This window comes from Blautia sp. MB18-30, from assembly GCF_023669475.1.
Lineage (GTDB): Bacteria > Bacillota > Clostridia > Lachnospirales > Lachnospiraceae > Blautia_A > Blautia_A fusiformis.
The window spans coordinates 79,748-97,588 of record NZ_JAMOYY010000005.1 but is presented as its reverse complement, the minus strand read 5'-3'; the positions used below and the strand labels follow the sequence as shown (position 1 = coordinate 97,588).

The following is a 17,841-nucleotide window of genomic DNA, read 5'->3' as shown; positions in this document are numbered from 1 at the left end:
AAAAGAACACATGAAACGTAATCTTATTGATGCTAGTCAGTTAGAGTTAGAAGATAAAGTAGTATCAATCAAGCGTGTTACCAAGGTTGTTAAAGGTGGTCGTAACTTCCGTTTCACAGCTTTAGTTGTTGTAGGTGACGGCAATGGACACGTTGGTGCAGGTTTAGGAAAAGCAGCAGAAATTCCGGAGGCGATCCGCAAAGGTAAAGAGGACGCTATGAAGAAGCTTGTTACTGTTGCAAGAGACGAGAACAATTCCATTACACATGACTTCATCGGAAAATTCGGAAGCGCTGAGATGCTTCTGAAGAGAGCTCCGGAAGGTACTGGAGTTATCGCCGGTGGCCCGGCACGTGCCGTAATCGAGCTTGCAGGTATCAAAAACATCCGTACAAAATGTATGGGTTCCAGAAATAAACAGAACGTAGTTCTGGCAACAATCGCAGGCCTGAGCCAGTTAAAGACTCCGGAAGAGGTTGCAAAGCTCCGCGGAAAATCTGTAGATGAGATTCTGGGTTAAGGAGGATATGGAAATGGCAGATACAATCAAGGTTACACTGGTAAAATCTCCAATCGGTGCAGTACCGAAACACAAAAAAACTGTAAAAGCTATGGGTCTTACAAAGATGCATAAAACAGTTGAGATGCCAGACAACGCTGCAACCAGAGGAATGATTCAGCAGGTGCAGCACCTGGTAAAAGTAGAAGATTAAGGAGGTGCCAGAATGGAATTATCAAACTTAAGACCCGCAGAGGGTTCCAAGCATAGCGATAACTTCAGAAGAGGCCGTGGACATGGTTCAGGAAACGGCAAAACTGCTGGTAAAGGACATAAAGGACAGCTTGCTCGTTCCGGACATAAGAAACCGGGATTCGAGGGAGGTCAGATGCCTTTATACAGACGTCTTCCTAAGAGAGGTTTCACTAACAGAAACTCTAAAGAAATTATCGCAATCAATGTAGACGTTCTCAATCGTTTTGAGGATGGCGCAGAGGTTACAGTTGACAGCTTACTTGCAAGCGGTGCAATCTCCAAGATCGGTGATGGTGTTAAGATCCTTGGAAACGGCGAGCTTACAAAAAAACTTAATGTTAAAGTAAACGCTGTCAGCGAGACTGCAAAAACAAAAATTGAAGCTGCTGGTGGTACAGTAGAGGTGATCTAATGTTTGAGACTCTTAAGAGTGTTTTCAAAGTAAAGGAAATGAGAAGAAAGCTTCTCTATCTGATCTGGATGATATTCGTGATCAGAATCGGATCCCAGCTTCCTGTACCGGGAGTCGACAGTGACTTCTTTAAGCAGTGGTTTGAATCTAATACCGGTGACGCATTCAATTTCTTTGATGCGTTCACCGGCGGTTCCTTTACTCAGATGTCAATTTTCGCATTGAACATCACACCTTACATTACTTCTTCCATTATCATTCAGCTTCTTACCATTGCCATTCCGGCACTGGAAGAGATGCAGCGTGACGGAGAAGAAGGAAGAAAAAAGCTTACAGCAATCACACGTTATGTAACGGTTGGTCTTGCTCTGTTTGAGTCTGTTGCCATGGCAATCGGATTTGGACGTCAGGGTATGATCCCGAACATGAGCTTCCTTAAAGGAATCGTAGTTGTTGCAAGTTTAACAGCGGGTTCCGCAATGCTTATGTGGCTGGGCGAGCGTATTACAGAGAAGGGCATTGGAAATGGTATTTCCATCGTCCTGACTATCAATATCGTGTCCAGGATCCCGAGTGATATGTCCCTTCTTTATGAGAACTTCGTCAAGGGCAAAACAATTGCAAAAGGAATGCTTGCAGCCTGCATCATTGCTGTGATTATTCTGTTTGTTGTAGTGCTCGTACTTATCCTCAACGGAGCAGAGAGAAGAATTCCGGTTCAGTATTCCAGAAAGATGGTTGGACGTAAAATGATGGGCGGTCAGTCCACAAACATCCCGCTCAAGGTAAATACTGCCGGCGTTATCCCGGTTATTTTTGCTTCCTCTATCATGTCTTTCCCGTCGATCATTGCTCAGTTCGCTGGCAAAGGAAACGGAACGGGCATCGGAAGTGAGATCTTAAGAGGACTTTCCTCCAATAACTGGTGTAATCCAAGTCAGATCCAGTACAGCTGGGGTCTGATCGTGTATGTGGTACTTTGCGTATTCTTCGCATACTTCTATACATCAATTACCTTTAATCCGTTGGAAGTAGCCGATAATATCAAAAAGCAGGGCGGTTTTATCCCAGGCATCCGTCCGGGAAAACCGACTTCAGATTATTTGACTAAAATCCTGAATTATATTATATTTATAGGTGCAGTAGGTCTTGTTATCGTGGCCGTTATACCGTTCTTCTTCAACGGTGTGTTCGGTGCGGATGTTTCCTTCGGCGGTACATCTATCATCATCATCGTAGGTGTTATCCTGGAGACCGTTAAGCAGGTGGAATCTCAGCTGCTTGTACGTAATTACAAAGGCTTCCTGAACTAATTGAAAATGAAGGTTGCGGTGCGAAAGTGTCGCAGCCTTGATTTGTAAACAGGACTGTCTGAAAATCAGGCAGAAAACAGGAAAATGGAGGGTATGCTATGAGAATTATTATGTTGGGTGCACCGGGGGCAGGTAAAGGTACTCAGGCTAAGAAAATTGCGGCGAAATATGGGATTCCGCACATCTCCACAGGAGATATTTTCCGTGCTAACATCAAAAACGGTACCGAGCTTGGAAACAAAGCAAAAACTTACATGGATCAGGGACTTCTTGTTCCGGATGAACTGACCTGCGACCTTGTTGTTGACAGAATCCAGCAGGATGACGCAAGGGAAGGGTATGTTCTGGATGGTTTCCCGAGAACAATTCCGCAGGCAGAATGTCTGACAGAGGCTCTGAACAAACTTGGAAGCAAAATTGACTATGCGATCGATGTGGATGTGCCGGATGATAACATCGTGAAACGTATGGGCGGACGCCGTGCATGTGTGAAATGTGGTGCAACTTATCACGTTGTATTTGCAGCACCGAAGACAGAGGGGGTCTGCGATACCTGTGGTGACAAGCTTGTACTCCGTGATGATGACAAGCCGGAAACAGTCCAGAAGCGTCTGAATGTTTATCATGAGCAGACACAGCCATTGATTGACTATTACACCACACAGGGTGTTTTGAAGACGGTAGACGGAACCAGGGATCTGAATGAGGTATTCCAGGAGATCGTTGACATCTTAGGAGAATAAGAATGTCCGTAACAATTAAGACACAGCATGAAATCGAACTTATGAGAGAAGCAGGCCATCTTCTTGAGAAGGTGCATGACGGTTTGATCCCTTACATCAAACCGGGTGTCAGCACCAAAGAGATTGATAAGATCGGAGAAGAAATGATCCGGTCTATGGGCTGTATTCCGAACTTTCTGAACTACGGAGGTTTTCCGGCTTCTTTCTGCATCAGCCTGAATGATGAGGTTGTGCATGGAATTCCATCCGAGGAGAAGATTATCCAGGACGGGGATCTGGTTAAGATCGACGCCGGCCTGATTTATAAGGGCTACCATTCTGACGCAGCACGTACCTATGCGGTAGGTGAAGTATCCAAAGAAGCACAGCAGCTCATTAAGGTTACAAGAGAGTGCTTTTTTGAAGGACTGAAAATGGCAAAAGCCGGAAATCATTTAAATGATATTTCCAAAGCCATCGGAGCCCACGCAGCGAAATACCGTTACGGTATTGTACGTGACCTTGTAGGACATGGAATCGGAACTCATCTTCATGAGGATCCGCAGATTCCAAACTTCCCGCAGAAGCGCAGGGGCATCAAGCTCCTTCCGGGAATGACCCTGGCCGTCGAGCCCATGATCAACCTTGGTCGTGCGGACGTGGCATGGCTGGACGATGAGTGGACAGTGGTAACCATGGATGGTTCACTTTCCGCCCATTATGAAAACACGATCCTCATCACCGATGGGGAACCAGAGATTCTGACGCTTACGAATCTGTAAGCAGCAATTGTTGTCATGACATAGGAGGTAAAAAATGTCAAAAGCAGATGTGATCGAAGTAGAAGGCACTGTTCTGGAGAAACTGCCTAATGCGATGTTTAAAGTGGAACTGGAAAACAAACATGTGGTACTTGCACATATCAGTGGCAAGCTCCGTATGAATTTTATCCGTATTCTCCCGGGAGATAAAGTAACGATCGAACTTTCTCCGTATGATCTTTCCAAGGGAAGAATCATCTGGAGAGATAAATAAGAAATATTGTAAAAGATGACCTGGTGGCGTCAAGCTGCCGGGTCTTTTTTTGCCTTTTCTGCAGAAAAGAATCTGAAGTGGAATTTATCACTCACATTTTTTTACGTTTCTCAGGCAGCGATACGGCTGCATCCTGGTCTGACTACGAAGTGGAGAAACCGGATACACTCTAAGAATGCAGAATAATTGAAAATCAGTGTAAAACTTAAACTTGTTGACAAACTGTGAAGTGAGTGTATTCGGGATATGCAGCAAATCGAAAATCCTGGCTTTACGAATATTATAAGATAAAACATAAAAATCCCTCGGAAATGATTAAAAAATCATTTTTCGGGGGATTTGTTTATGCAGATAATTTTTTATTTTACTTATGTTATCACCTTATCATCCAATCCCGCCCAGCACAACACCAAGGATCAGCACCAGAAAGCACACCGGAATATAAAGATATTTACACACCGGATAAAAATATTTCGTGAATGGTTTCTCGCGGCCTTTGTTGACCTGGCTTTCCACATAGCTCCGGCCGAAAATCCAGAAGAACATGATCCCTGCAAGTCCCGCGCCGAGAGGACAGATATAGATGGAAAGCACATCCATCCAGTCAGAAACAATGCCCTGGATAAGAAGCGAAACCACAACACCGATCACTGCGATCACCATGCAGGAGGGAATCCTGCCAAGACCTGTTTTTTCCTGAACTGTGGCAATAGGAGCTTCATAAAGGTTCATAAGCGAGGTCATGCCTGCAAGGAACACAGCTACGAAAAAGATGATGGCAATGATCCGTCCGCCAGGCATGGTTTTGATCAGGTGCGGCAGGTAGATGAACAGAAGTCCGGGACCGCCCTGGTCAAGCTTGGCACCTGTGGTAGCCATGGCCGGAATGATAACAAGTGCTGCCAGCATAGCAGCCAGAGTATCAAAAAGTGCTACCCTTGCAGCAGATGCAGGGATATCTTCGCTGTCCGGAAGATAAGATCCGTAGATCAGTGTACCGTTACCTGCAACAGACAGGGAGAAAAATGCCTGTCCAAGTGCGAAGATCCAGGTGGAAGGCTTTGCCAGAACTTCCGGCTCCACGCGGAAGATATAGCGGTATCCGGCAGCAGCTCCCGGCTGAAAGGCAACATAGATGCCAAGGATCACAAACAGAATAAAGAAGATGGGCATCATCACTTTATTGGCTTTTTCGATGCCGCTTCCAACGCCGTACATCAGGATAAACATGCAGATCACAAGAGCAGCCAGCTGCCAGAGATTATTTCCCCAGGCAGAGGCCATGCCTCCGAATTTGGTGCCAAAGGACTCAATATCTGCCGGTGCCAGAGTAGATCCTGTAAAGGCTCCGAGCATATATCGGAAGATCCATCCCATAACAACGGTATAACCGATAGCCATGGCCAGTGCACCGATCACCGGTATCCAGCCCAGTGTTTCACCCAGCCTTCGTCTGCATTTGGTTTCACAGGCCATGCCGAAGGCGTCAATGGGCCCGGAACGTGTCCCGCGGCCAAAGCTCATCTCACCGATCACCCCGGTAAAGCCGATCAGTGCCACAAAAATAAAATACGGGATCAGGAACGATCCCCCGCCATACAGGGAAACTCTGGTGGGAAACATCCAGATATTTCCCATTCCAACCGCAGACCCGATGCAGGCCAGAATGAACCCCCAGCGGCTGTTAAAAGATTCTCGTTTTTTCATAAAAATAAAATTTCCTCTCTCCGTTGATCGTTTCAGTATAACATAATTTTGGAAAATAGGAAACTGCAGCATCTATACAGATCCAGGTATCTATACAGATCTAGGCGGATATTTGTGAGCCACATTTGTCACCTGCTCATAACCGTATAGCTGCGAAGCAGTTATGAGCCGGGCTCATCGGCGCAGGGCATTATCATAAAATCGAAAATGATCCGGTCTGTGCCGTGACTGGGTATACTCAAACATCACACCGTCACTGTTATAAGTCTGGCTGGACACCACAGCCACGCAGTTATAATCCTTTACATTCAGATGAAGATATTTTTCATCAATTTCTGTAACCTTTTCCACAGTCATGATACGTTTGCTGTTGACAATGGTCATATGAAGCACCTGTTCCAGATATTCATAGATAGAATGACTGGCAATCTCGGCAGTAAGGCCGGGAACGGATTCCTTCAGAAAATAATTATGGTTGATGATCAGCGGGATATCTTCAAGATAATGGATACGCTGAATATAATATACTTCTGCACCAGCGGGAAATCCTGTGTAAGCTGACTGATTTTTGCTGATACAAAGCTCTGTAAAAAGAGCCACCTCCGTATGGGCATTCTGACCGTTCCTTGCAGCAGATTCCTTGAAGGTTTCGATCTCTCCGATGGTGAAAGCAGTCTTCTCGTTTGGACGGTAGATATTGCGGACACCTTTTCCCTGCATGGTCTGTACATAGCCGTCACTGACAAGAAGACTGACCGCACGTCGCAGGGTATTGCGGGAGCAGCCGTAAGTCTGGATCAGAGTGTTTTCGGAAGGCAGAAGCTCCTGATAGGCAAAGGTGTTGTCCTCTATTTTCATTTTCAGATCTTTATAGATATCTTCGTAAATACTTTTGGGCATTTCAATTCTCCATTCATGTTCGGTCAAAAATATATAGCAGGATTTATGATTTCTGGAATAATTATAAAAGATTTTCCCGGTAAGCGCAATGTAAATACCGTGGAATGTTTAAACAAGTTACAGAGCATATTGATATGTTATGAGGATAGTATGAGAAATATAGATGAAATCAATTTGCGGCCATTCAAAATCATGATACTGGATTTCGAACGCATATAAGCTGTAAGCGCCAGAGGGGCTTACGCGTAAACAAAAAAGGAAATGTGACAGTGTAAAAACAGATCACATTTCCTCTTATTTTATCAAAGCTAAAATAAAGTCAGGCCTCTTTTTTCTTATAGGAAAGATTTCTGAAGCTGCTGCCGTCAGAAGCTGTGCTTCGGGTAACTGCCGGTGTATCGACTGTGGTATTCCGGTCTGCACTGATCAGCCATACAGCATAGAAGGCAGGAACCAGACAGAGCCATATACCTGAGAGACCGCAGGTCATATACAGGATCAGAGACAAAGCTGCACCTGTATGAAAAGAAAGCAGCGTCATTCCGTAGAATTTTGCTTTATCGCACTGTGCGCTGTCCCTTTTCATAAGGAACTGAGTGACAGCTGTGGTGAACTGGCGAAGGTTGTTGGTGGAAAAGATCGTGGAGCTGTTATATCCGCCGGGAGCCTTGAAGGTACACCACTGGAAAGGCATTGCAAAGAACACGGGGTAAAGAGCCACAACCGGAGACATTCCGGAAGGAAAGAATCCCAGGAGCAGGATCGCAAAGATATCGATCCCGATACTGATAAAACGAAGATCTGCGGAAAAATGCTCTGGGATCCAGACCGTAAGGATAACAGCAGCCATATATATGAGAAGCGCACCCACACGCAGAAGCATATCCGAAAAATTCCTGCCTATGAGATCCCGCACAACACCAAGAAGATTGGCTGTCTGGGCATTGCCGAAAAGATCTGCTCTTGACACAATGGCATAAAGCCCCAGGTATCCACCGATAAAAGATAAGGTGTAATGTATCAGAAAACGATATTTCATTTCCGTATGCATATGTAAAGATTCCTTTCATTAAAATAGGCAGATTCCATATGTCTGCCGGACTTTGCCACCCATTATAATACAGCCTGTAAAAAAAATCAAAAATTTTTTAAATTTTTTCTTGCATTTCAGGAAAACAGGTGTTAGTATATATTTCAAGCGCGCAAATACTGTGTATGAGTGCGCCTGTGAAACTGCAGATATGAGACTAATTTACGGAAGGAGGATTTCCAGTGAAAGTAAGATCATCTGTAAAGCCGATCTGCGAGAAGTGCAAGGTCATTAAGAGAAAGGGATCCATCAGAATCATCTGTGAGAACCCGAAGCACAAACAGCGTCAGGGTTGATTTCCATATCGGGACTTCTTTGGAATGTTTGTGAAACGTGCGGCTGCAGTATGAAACACCCGGCAGGGTTGTTTTACTGAACAGATAATAAGCATGTATTGCCTAATACCGAGAGGCAACAGCGGTTAAGATCCGCAATTTCGGAAAGGCTGTGATTCGCCAATTACAGCTGGGTGTTTTACCGAGGCACCCCAATTAGGAAACTAGAAAAGAAAGCGGCAGGTCGATATGTCCCATTTCACCTTGCGAGAGCAAGTGACATACGATATGCGGAACTTTCAGAAACAGAAAATGGAGGAAACAGTACATGGCTCGTATAGCTGGTGTAGACTTACCAAGAGAGAAACGTATTGAAATCGGTCTTACCTACATTTATGGAATTGGTAGACCAAGCGCAGACAAAATTCTTGCTAAAGCAGAGGTTAATCCTGACACACGTGTCAGAGATCTGACTGATGACGAGGTTAAGAGACTGAGTGCTGTTATTGATGAGACAATGACAGTAGAAGGTGATCTGAGAAGGGAAATCGCCCTTAACATCAAGAGACTGCAGGAGATTGGATGCTACAGAGGTATCCGTCATCGTAAAGGACTCCCGGTTCGTGGTCAGAAGACTAAGACAAATGCGAGAACTCGCAAGGGACCGAAGAGAACTGTTGCAAACAAGAAGAAATAATTTATAGATATAACTAATTAATTTCAATAAAAGGAAAGTGTAGGTTAGTTTTAAAATGGCAAAAGTTACAAAGAAAACGACAAAACGTCGTGTCAAGAAAAACGTTGAACACGGACAGGCACACATTCAGTCTTCCTTCAACAATACAATCGTCACACTGACAGATAACGAAGGAAACGCTCTTTCATGGGCAAGTGCCGGTGGTCTTGGATTTAAAGGTTCAAGGAAATCTACCCCTTATGCAGCACAGATGGCAGCAGAGACTGCAACAAAGGCTGCTTTAATTCATGGATTAAAAACAGTAGACGTTATGGTAAAAGGCCCGGGCTCAGGCCGTGAAGCTGCAATCCGTGCGCTTCAGGCATGCGGACTTGAAGTAACCAGCATTCGTGACGTAACTCCGGTTCCTCACAACGGATGCCGTCCACCAAAACGCAGAAGAGTCTAATTAGGAGGTAGTTGAAATGGCAGTAAATAGAGTACCTGTTCTGAAAAGATGCAGATCCCTTGGCCTGGATCCGATTTACTTAGGAATTGATAAGAAGTCCACAAGACAGTTAAAACGTGCAAACCGCAAGGTGTCTGAGTATGGTCTTCAGTTAAAAGAGAAACAGAAAGCAAAATTTATCTACGGAGTTCTTGAGAAACCTTTCCGTAACTACTACAAGAAAGCCGACAGAATGCAGGGCCAGACAGGTGAGAACCTTATGGTTATGCTTGAGAGCAGACTTGACAACATCGTCTTCCGTATGGGATTTGCCAGAACAAGAAGAGAGGCTCGTCAGATCGTAGATCACAAGCACGTACTTGTTAACGGAAAATGTGTAAACATTCCGTCCTACCTGTGCAAAGCAGGAGACACAATTGAGATCAGAGAGAAGAGCAAAGGCTCTGAGAGATATAAAGGAATCCTTGAGATCACTGGCGGAAGACTTGTTCCGGAGTGGATCGACGTTGATCAGGAGAACCTGAAGGGTGTAGTTAAAGAGCTTCCTACAAGAGAGCAGATCGATGTTCCTGTAAACGAGATGCTTATCGTCGAGCTGTATTCTAAATAATTAGTAACTGTTTACTGTGTCTACAGTTATAAAAATTGGTAATACCCTCGAATGTTGATTAACCCAGAAGGAGGGAACCTTATAGTGTTTGATTTCAATAAACCAAAAATCGAAATTACCGAAATATCCGAAGATAAGAAGTTTGGAAGATTCGTTGTAGAGCCTCTGGAAAGAGGTTATGGTACTACCCTTGGCAATTCTTTAAGAAGAATTATGCTGTCCTCCCTTCCGGGAGCTGCAGTAAGCCAGGTGAAGATCGATGGTGTACTTCATGAATTCAGCTCTATTCCGGGCGTGAAGGAAGATGTGACCGAAATCATCATGAATCTGAAATCTCTTGCCATTAAGAATCACAGCAGTGACAATGAGCCGAAGACCGCATACATTGAGTGTGAGGGCAAAGGTGTTGTTACAGCAGCTGATATCCAGGCAGATCAGGATATTGAGATCATGAACCCGGATCAGGTGATTGCAACCCTGAACGGTGGAAAAGACTGCAGACTGGCCATGGAGCTTACCATTACCAAGGGACGTGGCTATATCAGTGCAGACAAAGGCAAAACCGATGACATGCCGATCGGTATGATCGCAGTGGATGCGATCTACACACCGGTAGACAGAGTCAACATGATCGTAGAGAATACACGAGTTGGTCAGGTAACTGACTTCGACAAGCTTACACTGGATGTATATACCAATGGAACACTTGATCCGGATGAGGCAGTCAGCCTTGCAGCGAAGGTTCTCAGCGAGCATTTAAACCTGTTCATTGATCTTTCCGAGAATGCTAAGACCGCAGAGGTTATGATCGAGAAAGAAGACAATGAGAAGGAAAAGGTTCTGGAGATGAGCATTGATGAGCTTGAGCTCTCTGTTCGTTCCTACAACTGCCTTAAGAGAGCCGGTATCAATACGGTTGAAGAATTATGCAACAAGACTTCTGACGATATGATGAAGGTTCGTAATCTGGGCCGCAAATCCTTAGAGGAAGTACTTGCAAAACTCAAAGAGCTGGGACTTCAGCTCCAGCCTACAGAGGAATAATCCGGAAACAGAGTAATGAGTGGGGTGTCAGCAGCAGGGCAGTAAGACCGAACAAGCATGTCCTGGTGTCCCACAGATGGAGGATAATAAAATGGCAAAATATAGAAAATTAAGCAGAACATCTAACCAGAGAAAAGCACTTCTCAGAAATCAGGTTACAAACCTTCTTCATCACGGAAAGATCGTGACAACAGAAGCTAAGGCTAAAGAGATTCGTAAGATCGCTGAGGGACTTATCGCTATGGCTGTACGTGAGAAAGACAATTTCGAGACAGTTACAGTAACAGCTAAGGTTGCTCGTAAAGATGCTGACGGAAAACGTGTAAAAGAAGTCGTAGACGGCAAAAAGAAAACAGTTTACGATGAAGTTCAGAAAGAGATCAAGAAAGATGCTCCTTCCAGACTTCATGCACGTCGTGAGATGATGAAAGTTTTCTATCCTGTAACAGAGGTTCCTGCTAAGGGCGCTGGCAGAAAGAAAAATACAAAAGAAGTTGACATGGTTGACAAGATGTTCAGCGAGATCGCTCCGAAATACGCAGATCGTAACGGTGGTTACACAAGAATCGTTAAGATCGGACAGCGTAAAGGCGATGCAGCAATGGAAGTTCTTATCGAGCTTGTATAATTTACTTCTGACCGATTTAAAGGACATTTGCAGAAATGCAGATGTCCTTTTTTAATATTCCAAAAAACTCGAAAAAATGCATAAATGGTGGGTTTTCGACCATAAATTACATTAAGATATCATAATTTGAATAACAAATCATGGTATAATATATAGAACAAAAAGTAACAATGATGGAGTAAAAGGGGATACATAAATATGACGATGATGACCATTGCCATTTGTGATGATATGCAGGCGGATGCGAGAAAACTTCACAAACAGCTTGAGCGGATCGTTCCAGGGTCAGAAATTCGGATATTTAAAAGCGGCGAGCTTTTATTGGAAGAATTGGAAAAGAAAAGGAAACCTTATGATGCAATCTTTGTGAACATTGATTCAAAGAAAGTAGACGGACTGCAAACAATACGGAAGATACGTGAAAAAGAAATGTCAGTGGCAGTGCTTTTTATGAGTAGAAGCGATGAATATTACAGAAATGCTTTTGACCTGTTTGCATATAACTATTTACTGAAACCTGTAACCGAAGAAACTTTGGAATATGTAATGGAACCACTGAAGAAGCGACTTAGCGACGGGAATGATGAGCGGGTGATCCATTTTCAGTATCGTGCCCGTGTGTATACTTTACGCTACAGTCAGGTTAGCTATATTACCAGCAGTCTGCATATCGTGAATTTCCATAGGACAGACGGAAGCATACTCCAGTGCAGAGGTAAGCTGAAAGACTTCGAAAAACAGCTTGACGACGGTACATTTCTGCGGTGTCATCAGAGTTTTATAGTAAATATGGAACGGGTCACAGGAGCTGAAAATGACAGCTTCCATATCGGAGAGCATGTAATACCGATCTCCCGATCCTATAATCGGAATGCACACGAGAAATATGATGAATATCTGAGACTTCAGCAGGAATATGACGAGGAAGAAGAGGATTAACTTGATTATTATCCTTTTTTAGCGTACAATCGGTAATGTATGAAATACGACTACACGTATGCGAAAGGATGATAAACATGGTCGGTGGGACTTTTGGTATTACCGGACAGAAACAATATAGGAATGATTTGGGACAGGTTCCCGGATATGATAAATTTGCAGAAGATAAAAAGGAAAGCAGCGAGGAAATGTTTTCCTTTACGTCTTGTGCATTTTTTTGTTGCCTGAGATGATGCGACGTTTTATACTGACATTGGAAATACTGTTTGTGTCGCTTTTTCTTCTGGGAGGAAGTTTCCCGGAAACAGAAGCTGCCCGGAATACATCAGGAGGATTTAGCTGGAAGGACTACAGGACCATTGCACATGCTCTGGGAGGTATGGACGGAAAGGATTACCTGAATTCCAGAGAGGGATTTCTGTTCATGTATGAACAGGGAGTTCGTCTTTTTGAATTGGATCTTTCCAGGACATCCGATGGAGTATGGGTCTGCAGGCATAACTGGAACGATTCCATGGGACAGTGGGATGGCAACGGAAAAAAAGTCCTTACAGAAAAGGAATTCAGACAAAGTAAAATATATGGGAAATACACCCCCATGACACTGGAGGATTTTTTCCTTCTTCTGAAAGATTATCCGGATGCATATGTGCTGATCGATTCCAAACAGTATTCTCTTCGCAATTATCAGAGAACACTGGAGGATTACAGTGATTATGTGGAAATCGCCAGGAATGCAGGTGCCGGTGAGACGCTGGATCGGATCATTCCGGAAATCTACAATGAAGCAATGTTTCCCGGAACGGCCATGCTCTATTCTTTTCCTTCCTATGTATATTCACTGTGGCAGGAGTATTCTGTGGAAGAGCTGGAGTATATTGCATCCTTTTGTAAAGAAAAGGGAATTCCGGCAGCAACAGTATACTGGGAGTATTGGTCAGAAGAAACGGAGAAGATCTTTGAAAAAAACAGGATCAGTCTGTATGTTTATACGGTTAATGACCGTGACCAGGCCAGAAGATACATTTCGCAGGGAGCAGAAGGAATCTGTACCGATTTCCTGACAGCGGAAGATCTGTGGTAAGAGAAATAAAAACAAAGGAATCAGAAGATTATGAAAATAAGAACAACCATTGCTGTGATGGCAGCAAAGATCACAGGACATGTCTGTAAGCTTATGGGCCGGCAGGGTGTGACCTGGGCCGGTAAGGTCGCGATGAAGATCTGTCCGGATATCCTGGAAGAGCTTTCTTCTCAGGTAAGAGAAAAAATATTTGTAGTATGCGGAACAAACGGAAAGACCACAACCAATAACATGCTGTGCGCAGGCCTTGAGGCAGAGGGAAAAAAGGTCATCTGCAATCATACCGGTTCCAACATGCTCAACGGAGTTGTGGCAGCCTTTGTATTGGGGGCAAAATTCAGCGGAAAACTGGATGCGGATTATGCCTGTATCGAGGTGGATGAGGCATCCACAAGACATGTGTTCACAAGGATCAGACCGGATTATATGGTTATGACCAATCTGTTCCGTGATCAGCTGGACCGTTATGGTGAGATCGATATCACTATGAACATTCTGGAAGAAATGATGAAAAAGGTTCCGGATATGAAGGTCATTGTCAATGGTGATGATGCACTGTCTGCATATCTTGCCATGGACTGCGGAAATCCTTTTGTAACCTACGGGATCAGCAAACCGGTGATCGAGAACAAAACAAACGAGATCCGTGAGGGCCGGTTCTGTAAGTGCTGTGGAGAAAGGCTGATCTACAGCTTCTATCATTACAGTCAGCTGGGAGACTACAGATGTCCGAAATGCGGCTTTAAACGTCCGGAGATCGACTTTGATGCCACAGATGTAAAGGTGGATGATCAGATTGCCTTTACAGTGGAGGATAAACGGATTGTGGCCAATTATAAGGGATTCTATAATGTGTATAATATTCTGGCTGCCTATGCGGGAATTCGTACCGCAGGCTTTAAGGCGGAGCATTTTAATGAGATGCTCCGGAAGTTTAATCCGGAAAACGGACGCAATGAACAGTTTCGGATCAAGGGCACCAGTGTTGTTCTGAATCTTGCCAAGAATCCGGCTGGTTTTAACCAGAACATTTCAGCTGTGATGCAGGACGGATCACCAAAGGATATCATCATTGTGATCAATGATAATGCACAGGATGGAAAAGATATCTCCTGGCTCTGGGATGTGGATTTTGATCTTTTCGGAGGGGACAATATCAATTCCATTACAGTCAGTGGTATCCGGTGTCAGGATATGCGCCTCCGTCTGAAATATGTGGATATCCCGTCCATACTGGAAAATGATGTGGAGACAGCCATCCGCAAACGAATCGGGGATGGATGCGGCAATCTTTATGTACTTGTAAATTATACGGCGCTGTTTGGCACCAGAAATATCCTGAAGAAACTGGAGGGTGAGAAATGAAGATAACGATAGGGCATTTATATCCGGATCTTCTGAACCTTTACGGTGACAGAGGAAATATCCAGTGTCTGATGAAGCGCTGTCTCTGGAGAGGAATCGAGGCAGAAACCATAGCTTATGAACTGGATGACAGAATCGATTTTTCCAAACTGGATATCGTACTTCTTGGCGGTGGCTCCGACAGAGAACAGATGCTGGTATGTGAAAAGCTGAAGGAAATCCAGAAGGATTTCAAGGCGTATGTGGAAGATAATGGAGTTGTGATCGCAATCTGTGGAGGGTATCAGCTCCTTGGAAATTATTATAAGACGGATCAGGGAATGATCGAGGGTCTGAAGCTTGTAGATATGAGCACTGAGCAGGGAAAAGGCCGCCTTATTGGAAACATTGTGATGCAGAGCGATCTTTTTGATATGCCCATCGTAGGTTTTGAAAATCATGGAGGGCGTACCACCATCGGAAACAACAGATCCCTGGGAAAGGTTCTGTCAGGATACGGAAATGACGGACAATCCGGTGAGGAAGGGGTTGTATACAAAAATGTGATCGGTACGTATCTTCACGGACCGCTTCTTCCCAAGAACCCGCAGCTTGCAGATCTTCTGATCAGCCGTGCACTGGAAAAGAAATACGGTAAAAAGATCGAACTTGAGAAACTGGACGACAGCGAGGAACAGGAGGCAAACTCCTATATTTTCCATCGCTTTGTAAAAAACGAAGGATAAGAGGACAGTATGGCAAAATCAAACAATCAGAAGGCGAAGATCCTGTACCTTGAAAAAATGCTGCGGGAAACAGGGGAGCATCGGGTAATATCTATGCAGAAGATCCTTGAGAATCTTGAGAAACAGGGAATCCGTGCAGAGCGAAAGAGCATTTATGATGATGTGGAGGTATTACGTTCTTTTGGAATGGATATCCGTTATACAAGAGAACGGCCGGGTGGGTATTATCTTGCCGGTGAGAGTGCCGGAGAGGAACAGCCGTCTGAAGAACCCGGGCTGACTGCGGAAGCTAAGGAGATTCATGAAACTAAAGATATTCATGAGACCTCTGTGACAGGGTACCGGAAGCTTCTTGAGGCTTCAGCCGGAACCATAAAAAAAGAAATAAAACTTCTCTGTACCGGAGCTGTACAGGCGGAGGTGCGTGACTTTTTCGGTACAGATGCAGAATATAAGATGAAAGATAGCGGAGATCTGACGGTAACTGCAGAGCTTCCGGAAAATGGAAAATTCTACGGCTGGCTGACCGGGATGGGCGGCAGTGTACGTATCCTGAAACCCAAGAAATCTGCAGCCGCCTACAGAGACTATCTGAAATCACTGGCAAAGGACTATAAAGGCTTATAGGAGAGATTTGATCATGAAGAAAAAAACAGCAATCCTGCTTGTGGGAGCTTTTGTCTTTACAGCAGCCTTTTCCGGCTGTGGAAAAAACAAAGAGGCGACAGAGGCAGCCAATGAAAGTGTGGAGTCTGAAGACCCGGAAGGAAAAGCCAAAAACAGCAATGATGCAGAGGAAGAAGCAAAAGAAACTGCAAAAGAAACTGCGGCAGCAGATAAGAAAGTAGGTGTGTTTCTGCCTTCATCAGCAGATGATCCCCGTTGGTCTGCTGATGGAGAAACTCTTCAGAATACACTGGAAGATGATGGATATGATGCAGAGATATTTTGGGCAGATGAAGACAGTGATACGCAGGTATCACAGATCCAGTCCATTCTGGACGATGAAGAGCTTTCTGCACTTGTCATCGCACCTTCAGATGCTTACAGCCTGAACGATGTGCTGGAGCAGGTGTATGAGAAATCTATCCCTGTGATTTCTTACGATCAGCTGATCATGGATACAGATAAGGTCAACTATTATGTTACCTTTAATACAAGAAAAGCAGGAAAAATGGTGGGAGATTCCATCATAAAAAAAATGGATTTGGAGAAAGCCCGGGAAGAAAAGAAAACTCTGACCATTGAGTTCCTTATGGGCTCTCCGGATGATCGTGACGCACTGTTCTTTTATAATGGCGTGCTGGAGAAGCTTCAGGAATATTTCGACGATGGAACACTGGTATGTACTTCAGGAAAGCTGACCTTTGATGATACTGCAGTGATGCGTTCCGGAAGAAATACCGCAAAGAATGATATGGCGGAGATCCTTTCTCAGAATTATACAGAGGGTGCGCCGGATATTATCTGCACAGGTGCTGATGACCTTGCACTTGGGGCTGTGGATGCCCTGGAGGATGCAGGACATGTGTCTGGAGAGGATGGCTGGCCTATGATCACAGGAGGCGGCTGTGAGGCAGAAGCAGTGACCGCTGTGATCCAGGGAAAGATTGAGGATGATCTGCTGTTTGATAACCGTGTACTGGCAAATGACTGTGTGACGATGGTGGATGCTCTTCTGAAAGGGGAGAAGCCGGAGATCTCCGATTATGAGCAGTATGACAACGGGACCAAGATCGTGGGAACTGTGACCAGTGATATCCAGCTGATCGATGCAGATAATTATCAGATGCTTGTGGATGACGGATATTATGAAGAGGAAGAGATCATGCCGGAGGCAACTGCCACACCAACGCCGACAGTGACATCGGAAGCTACGGTGACGGAAGAACCGGATATAGATGAAAATACACCGGAAACTGCATCGGCTTCATCGGAAAAGGAAGAAACGGAAATTTCCGGAACACCGACACCGGAGGAAACAGTAACTCCGACACCTTCAGAGAAAGCGGAAAAGGGTGCAGATGCATAGATCAGAAATGATATCATGATCTGGCTGTGATAAAAATAAAAATACTCCCGGAAACAATGTA

At 44.5% G+C, this 17,841-nt stretch carries 22 protein-coding genes; 19 read left to right on the top strand and 3 right to left on the bottom strand.

Features of this window, described 5'->3' with window-relative positions; translation table 11 throughout:
* Positions 1-10: 10 nt before the first annotated feature.
* From rpsE to infA, 7 genes are all read left to right on the top strand, one after another.
* Positions 11-520 (top strand): 30S ribosomal protein S5, encoded by a 510-nt coding sequence (gene rpsE, locus NCY57_RS03840; protein WP_015526931.1) that lies wholly within the window; start codon positions 11-13, stop codon positions 518-520.
* Positions 521-533: 13 nt separating this feature from the next.
* The gene (rpmD, locus tag NCY57_RS03835; protein ID WP_015526932.1) at positions 534-713 is read left to right on the top strand and encodes a 50S ribosomal protein L30; all 180 of its coding nucleotides are present in this window, start codon (positions 534-536) and stop codon (positions 711-713) included.
* A 12-nt stretch (positions 714-725) separates the two neighbouring features.
* Positions 726-1,166, top strand: coding sequence for a 50S ribosomal protein L15 (gene rplO, locus NCY57_RS03830; protein ID WP_015526933.1), 441 nt, complete (start codon positions 726-728; stop codon positions 1,164-1,166).
* Positions 1,166-2,479, top strand: a complete 1,314-nt coding sequence (secY, locus tag NCY57_RS03825; RefSeq protein WP_015526934.1) for a preprotein translocase subunit SecY — start codon at positions 1,166-1,168, stop codon at positions 2,477-2,479. Before rplO ends, secY begins: the two co-directional genes overlap by 1 nt.
* Positions 2,480-2,577: 98 nt before the next feature.
* Complete coding sequence (locus tag NCY57_RS03820) at positions 2,578-3,222, top strand: adenylate kinase (RefSeq protein WP_015526935.1); 645 nt, start codon at positions 2,578-2,580, stop codon at positions 3,220-3,222.
* Between the two features lie 2 nt (positions 3,223-3,224).
* Positions 3,225-3,983, top strand: a complete 759-nt coding sequence (gene map / locus NCY57_RS03815; RefSeq protein ID WP_015526936.1) for a type I methionyl aminopeptidase — start codon at positions 3,225-3,227, stop codon at positions 3,981-3,983.
* A gap of 34 nt (positions 3,984-4,017) precedes the next feature.
* On the top strand, positions 4,018-4,236 hold the full coding sequence (infA, locus tag NCY57_RS03810; protein ID WP_005428560.1) for a translation initiation factor IF-1: 219 nt from the start codon (positions 4,018-4,020) through the stop codon (positions 4,234-4,236).
* A 384-nt stretch (positions 4,237-4,620) separates the two neighbouring features.
* Here infA and NCY57_RS03805 read toward each other — a convergent pair whose 3' ends face one another.
* The 3 genes from NCY57_RS03805 to NCY57_RS03795 all read right to left on the bottom strand — a co-directional run bounded on the left by NCY57_RS03805 (position 4,621) and on the right by NCY57_RS03795 (position 7,894).
* On the bottom strand, positions 4,621-5,943 hold the full coding sequence (locus NCY57_RS03805) for a sodium-dependent transporter (protein ID WP_250789500.1): 1,323 nt from the start codon (positions 5,941-5,943) through the stop codon (positions 4,621-4,623).
* A gap of 174 nt (positions 5,944-6,117) precedes the next feature.
* Positions 6,118-6,843: a UTRA domain-containing protein gene (locus NCY57_RS03800; RefSeq protein ID WP_059085343.1), complete on the bottom strand. Its 726-nt coding sequence runs from the start codon at positions 6,841-6,843 to the stop codon at positions 6,118-6,120.
* Between the two features lie 319 nt (positions 6,844-7,162).
* Positions 7,163-7,894 (bottom strand): YoaK family protein, encoded by a 732-nt coding sequence (locus NCY57_RS03795; RefSeq protein ID WP_250789499.1) that lies wholly within the window; start codon positions 7,892-7,894, stop codon positions 7,163-7,165.
* 221 nt (positions 7,895-8,115) lie between these two features.
* On the opposite strand from NCY57_RS03795, the gene rpmJ reads away from it, so the two are divergent.
* From rpmJ to NCY57_RS03735, 12 genes are all read left to right on the top strand, one after another.
* Positions 8,116-8,229: a 50S ribosomal protein L36 gene (rpmJ, locus tag NCY57_RS03790; protein ID WP_003022746.1), complete on the top strand. Its 114-nt coding sequence runs from the start codon at positions 8,116-8,118 to the stop codon at positions 8,227-8,229.
* 307 nt (positions 8,230-8,536) lie between these two features.
* On the top strand, positions 8,537-8,905 hold the full coding sequence (rpsM, locus tag NCY57_RS03785) for a 30S ribosomal protein S13 (RefSeq protein ID WP_008707282.1): 369 nt from the start codon (positions 8,537-8,539) through the stop codon (positions 8,903-8,905).
* A gap of 55 nt (positions 8,906-8,960) precedes the next feature.
* Complete coding sequence (gene rpsK / locus NCY57_RS03780; RefSeq protein WP_015526942.1) at positions 8,961-9,353, top strand: 30S ribosomal protein S11; 393 nt, start codon at positions 8,961-8,963, stop codon at positions 9,351-9,353.
* Positions 9,354-9,369: 16 nt separating this feature from the next.
* Positions 9,370-9,963 (top strand): 30S ribosomal protein S4, encoded by a 594-nt coding sequence (gene rpsD / locus NCY57_RS03775; RefSeq protein ID WP_015526943.1) that lies wholly within the window; start codon positions 9,370-9,372, stop codon positions 9,961-9,963.
* A gap of 84 nt (positions 9,964-10,047) precedes the next feature.
* Positions 10,048-11,007 (top strand): DNA-directed RNA polymerase subunit alpha, encoded by a 960-nt coding sequence (locus tag NCY57_RS03770; RefSeq protein WP_059085345.1) that lies wholly within the window; start codon positions 10,048-10,050, stop codon positions 11,005-11,007.
* Between the two features lie 91 nt (positions 11,008-11,098).
* The gene (locus NCY57_RS03765; protein WP_021976084.1) at positions 11,099-11,635 is read left to right on the top strand and encodes a bL17 family ribosomal protein; all 537 of its coding nucleotides are present in this window, start codon (positions 11,099-11,101) and stop codon (positions 11,633-11,635) included.
* Positions 11,636-11,833: 198 nt separating this feature from the next.
* Positions 11,834-12,574 (top strand): LytR/AlgR family response regulator transcription factor, encoded by a 741-nt coding sequence (locus tag NCY57_RS03760; protein ID WP_173740430.1) that lies wholly within the window; start codon positions 11,834-11,836, stop codon positions 12,572-12,574.
* Positions 12,575-12,842: 268 nt separating this feature from the next.
* Positions 12,843-13,658 (top strand): phosphatidylinositol-specific phospholipase C/glycerophosphodiester phosphodiesterase family protein, encoded by an 816-nt coding sequence (locus NCY57_RS03755; RefSeq protein ID WP_250789498.1) that lies wholly within the window; start codon positions 12,843-12,845, stop codon positions 13,656-13,658.
* Between the two features lie 30 nt (positions 13,659-13,688).
* Entirely contained in the window at positions 13,689-15,023 is a 1,335-nt protein-coding gene (locus NCY57_RS03750; RefSeq protein ID WP_118608603.1) for a MurT ligase domain-containing protein, read from the top strand.
* A complete protein-coding gene (locus NCY57_RS03745; RefSeq protein ID WP_015526951.1) occupies positions 15,020-15,748 on the top strand; it encodes a type 1 glutamine amidotransferase in 729 nt (242 codons plus the stop codon). Before NCY57_RS03750 ends, NCY57_RS03745 begins: the two co-directional genes overlap by 4 nt.
* 9 nt (positions 15,749-15,757) lie before the next feature.
* On the top strand, positions 15,758-16,375 hold the full coding sequence (locus NCY57_RS03740; RefSeq protein ID WP_015526952.1) for a WYL domain-containing protein: 618 nt from the start codon (positions 15,758-15,760) through the stop codon (positions 16,373-16,375).
* Between the two features lie 13 nt (positions 16,376-16,388).
* Entirely contained in the window at positions 16,389-17,780 is a 1,392-nt protein-coding gene (locus tag NCY57_RS03735) for a substrate-binding domain-containing protein (RefSeq protein ID WP_250789497.1), read from the top strand.
* Positions 17,781-17,841: the final 61 nt, after the last annotated feature.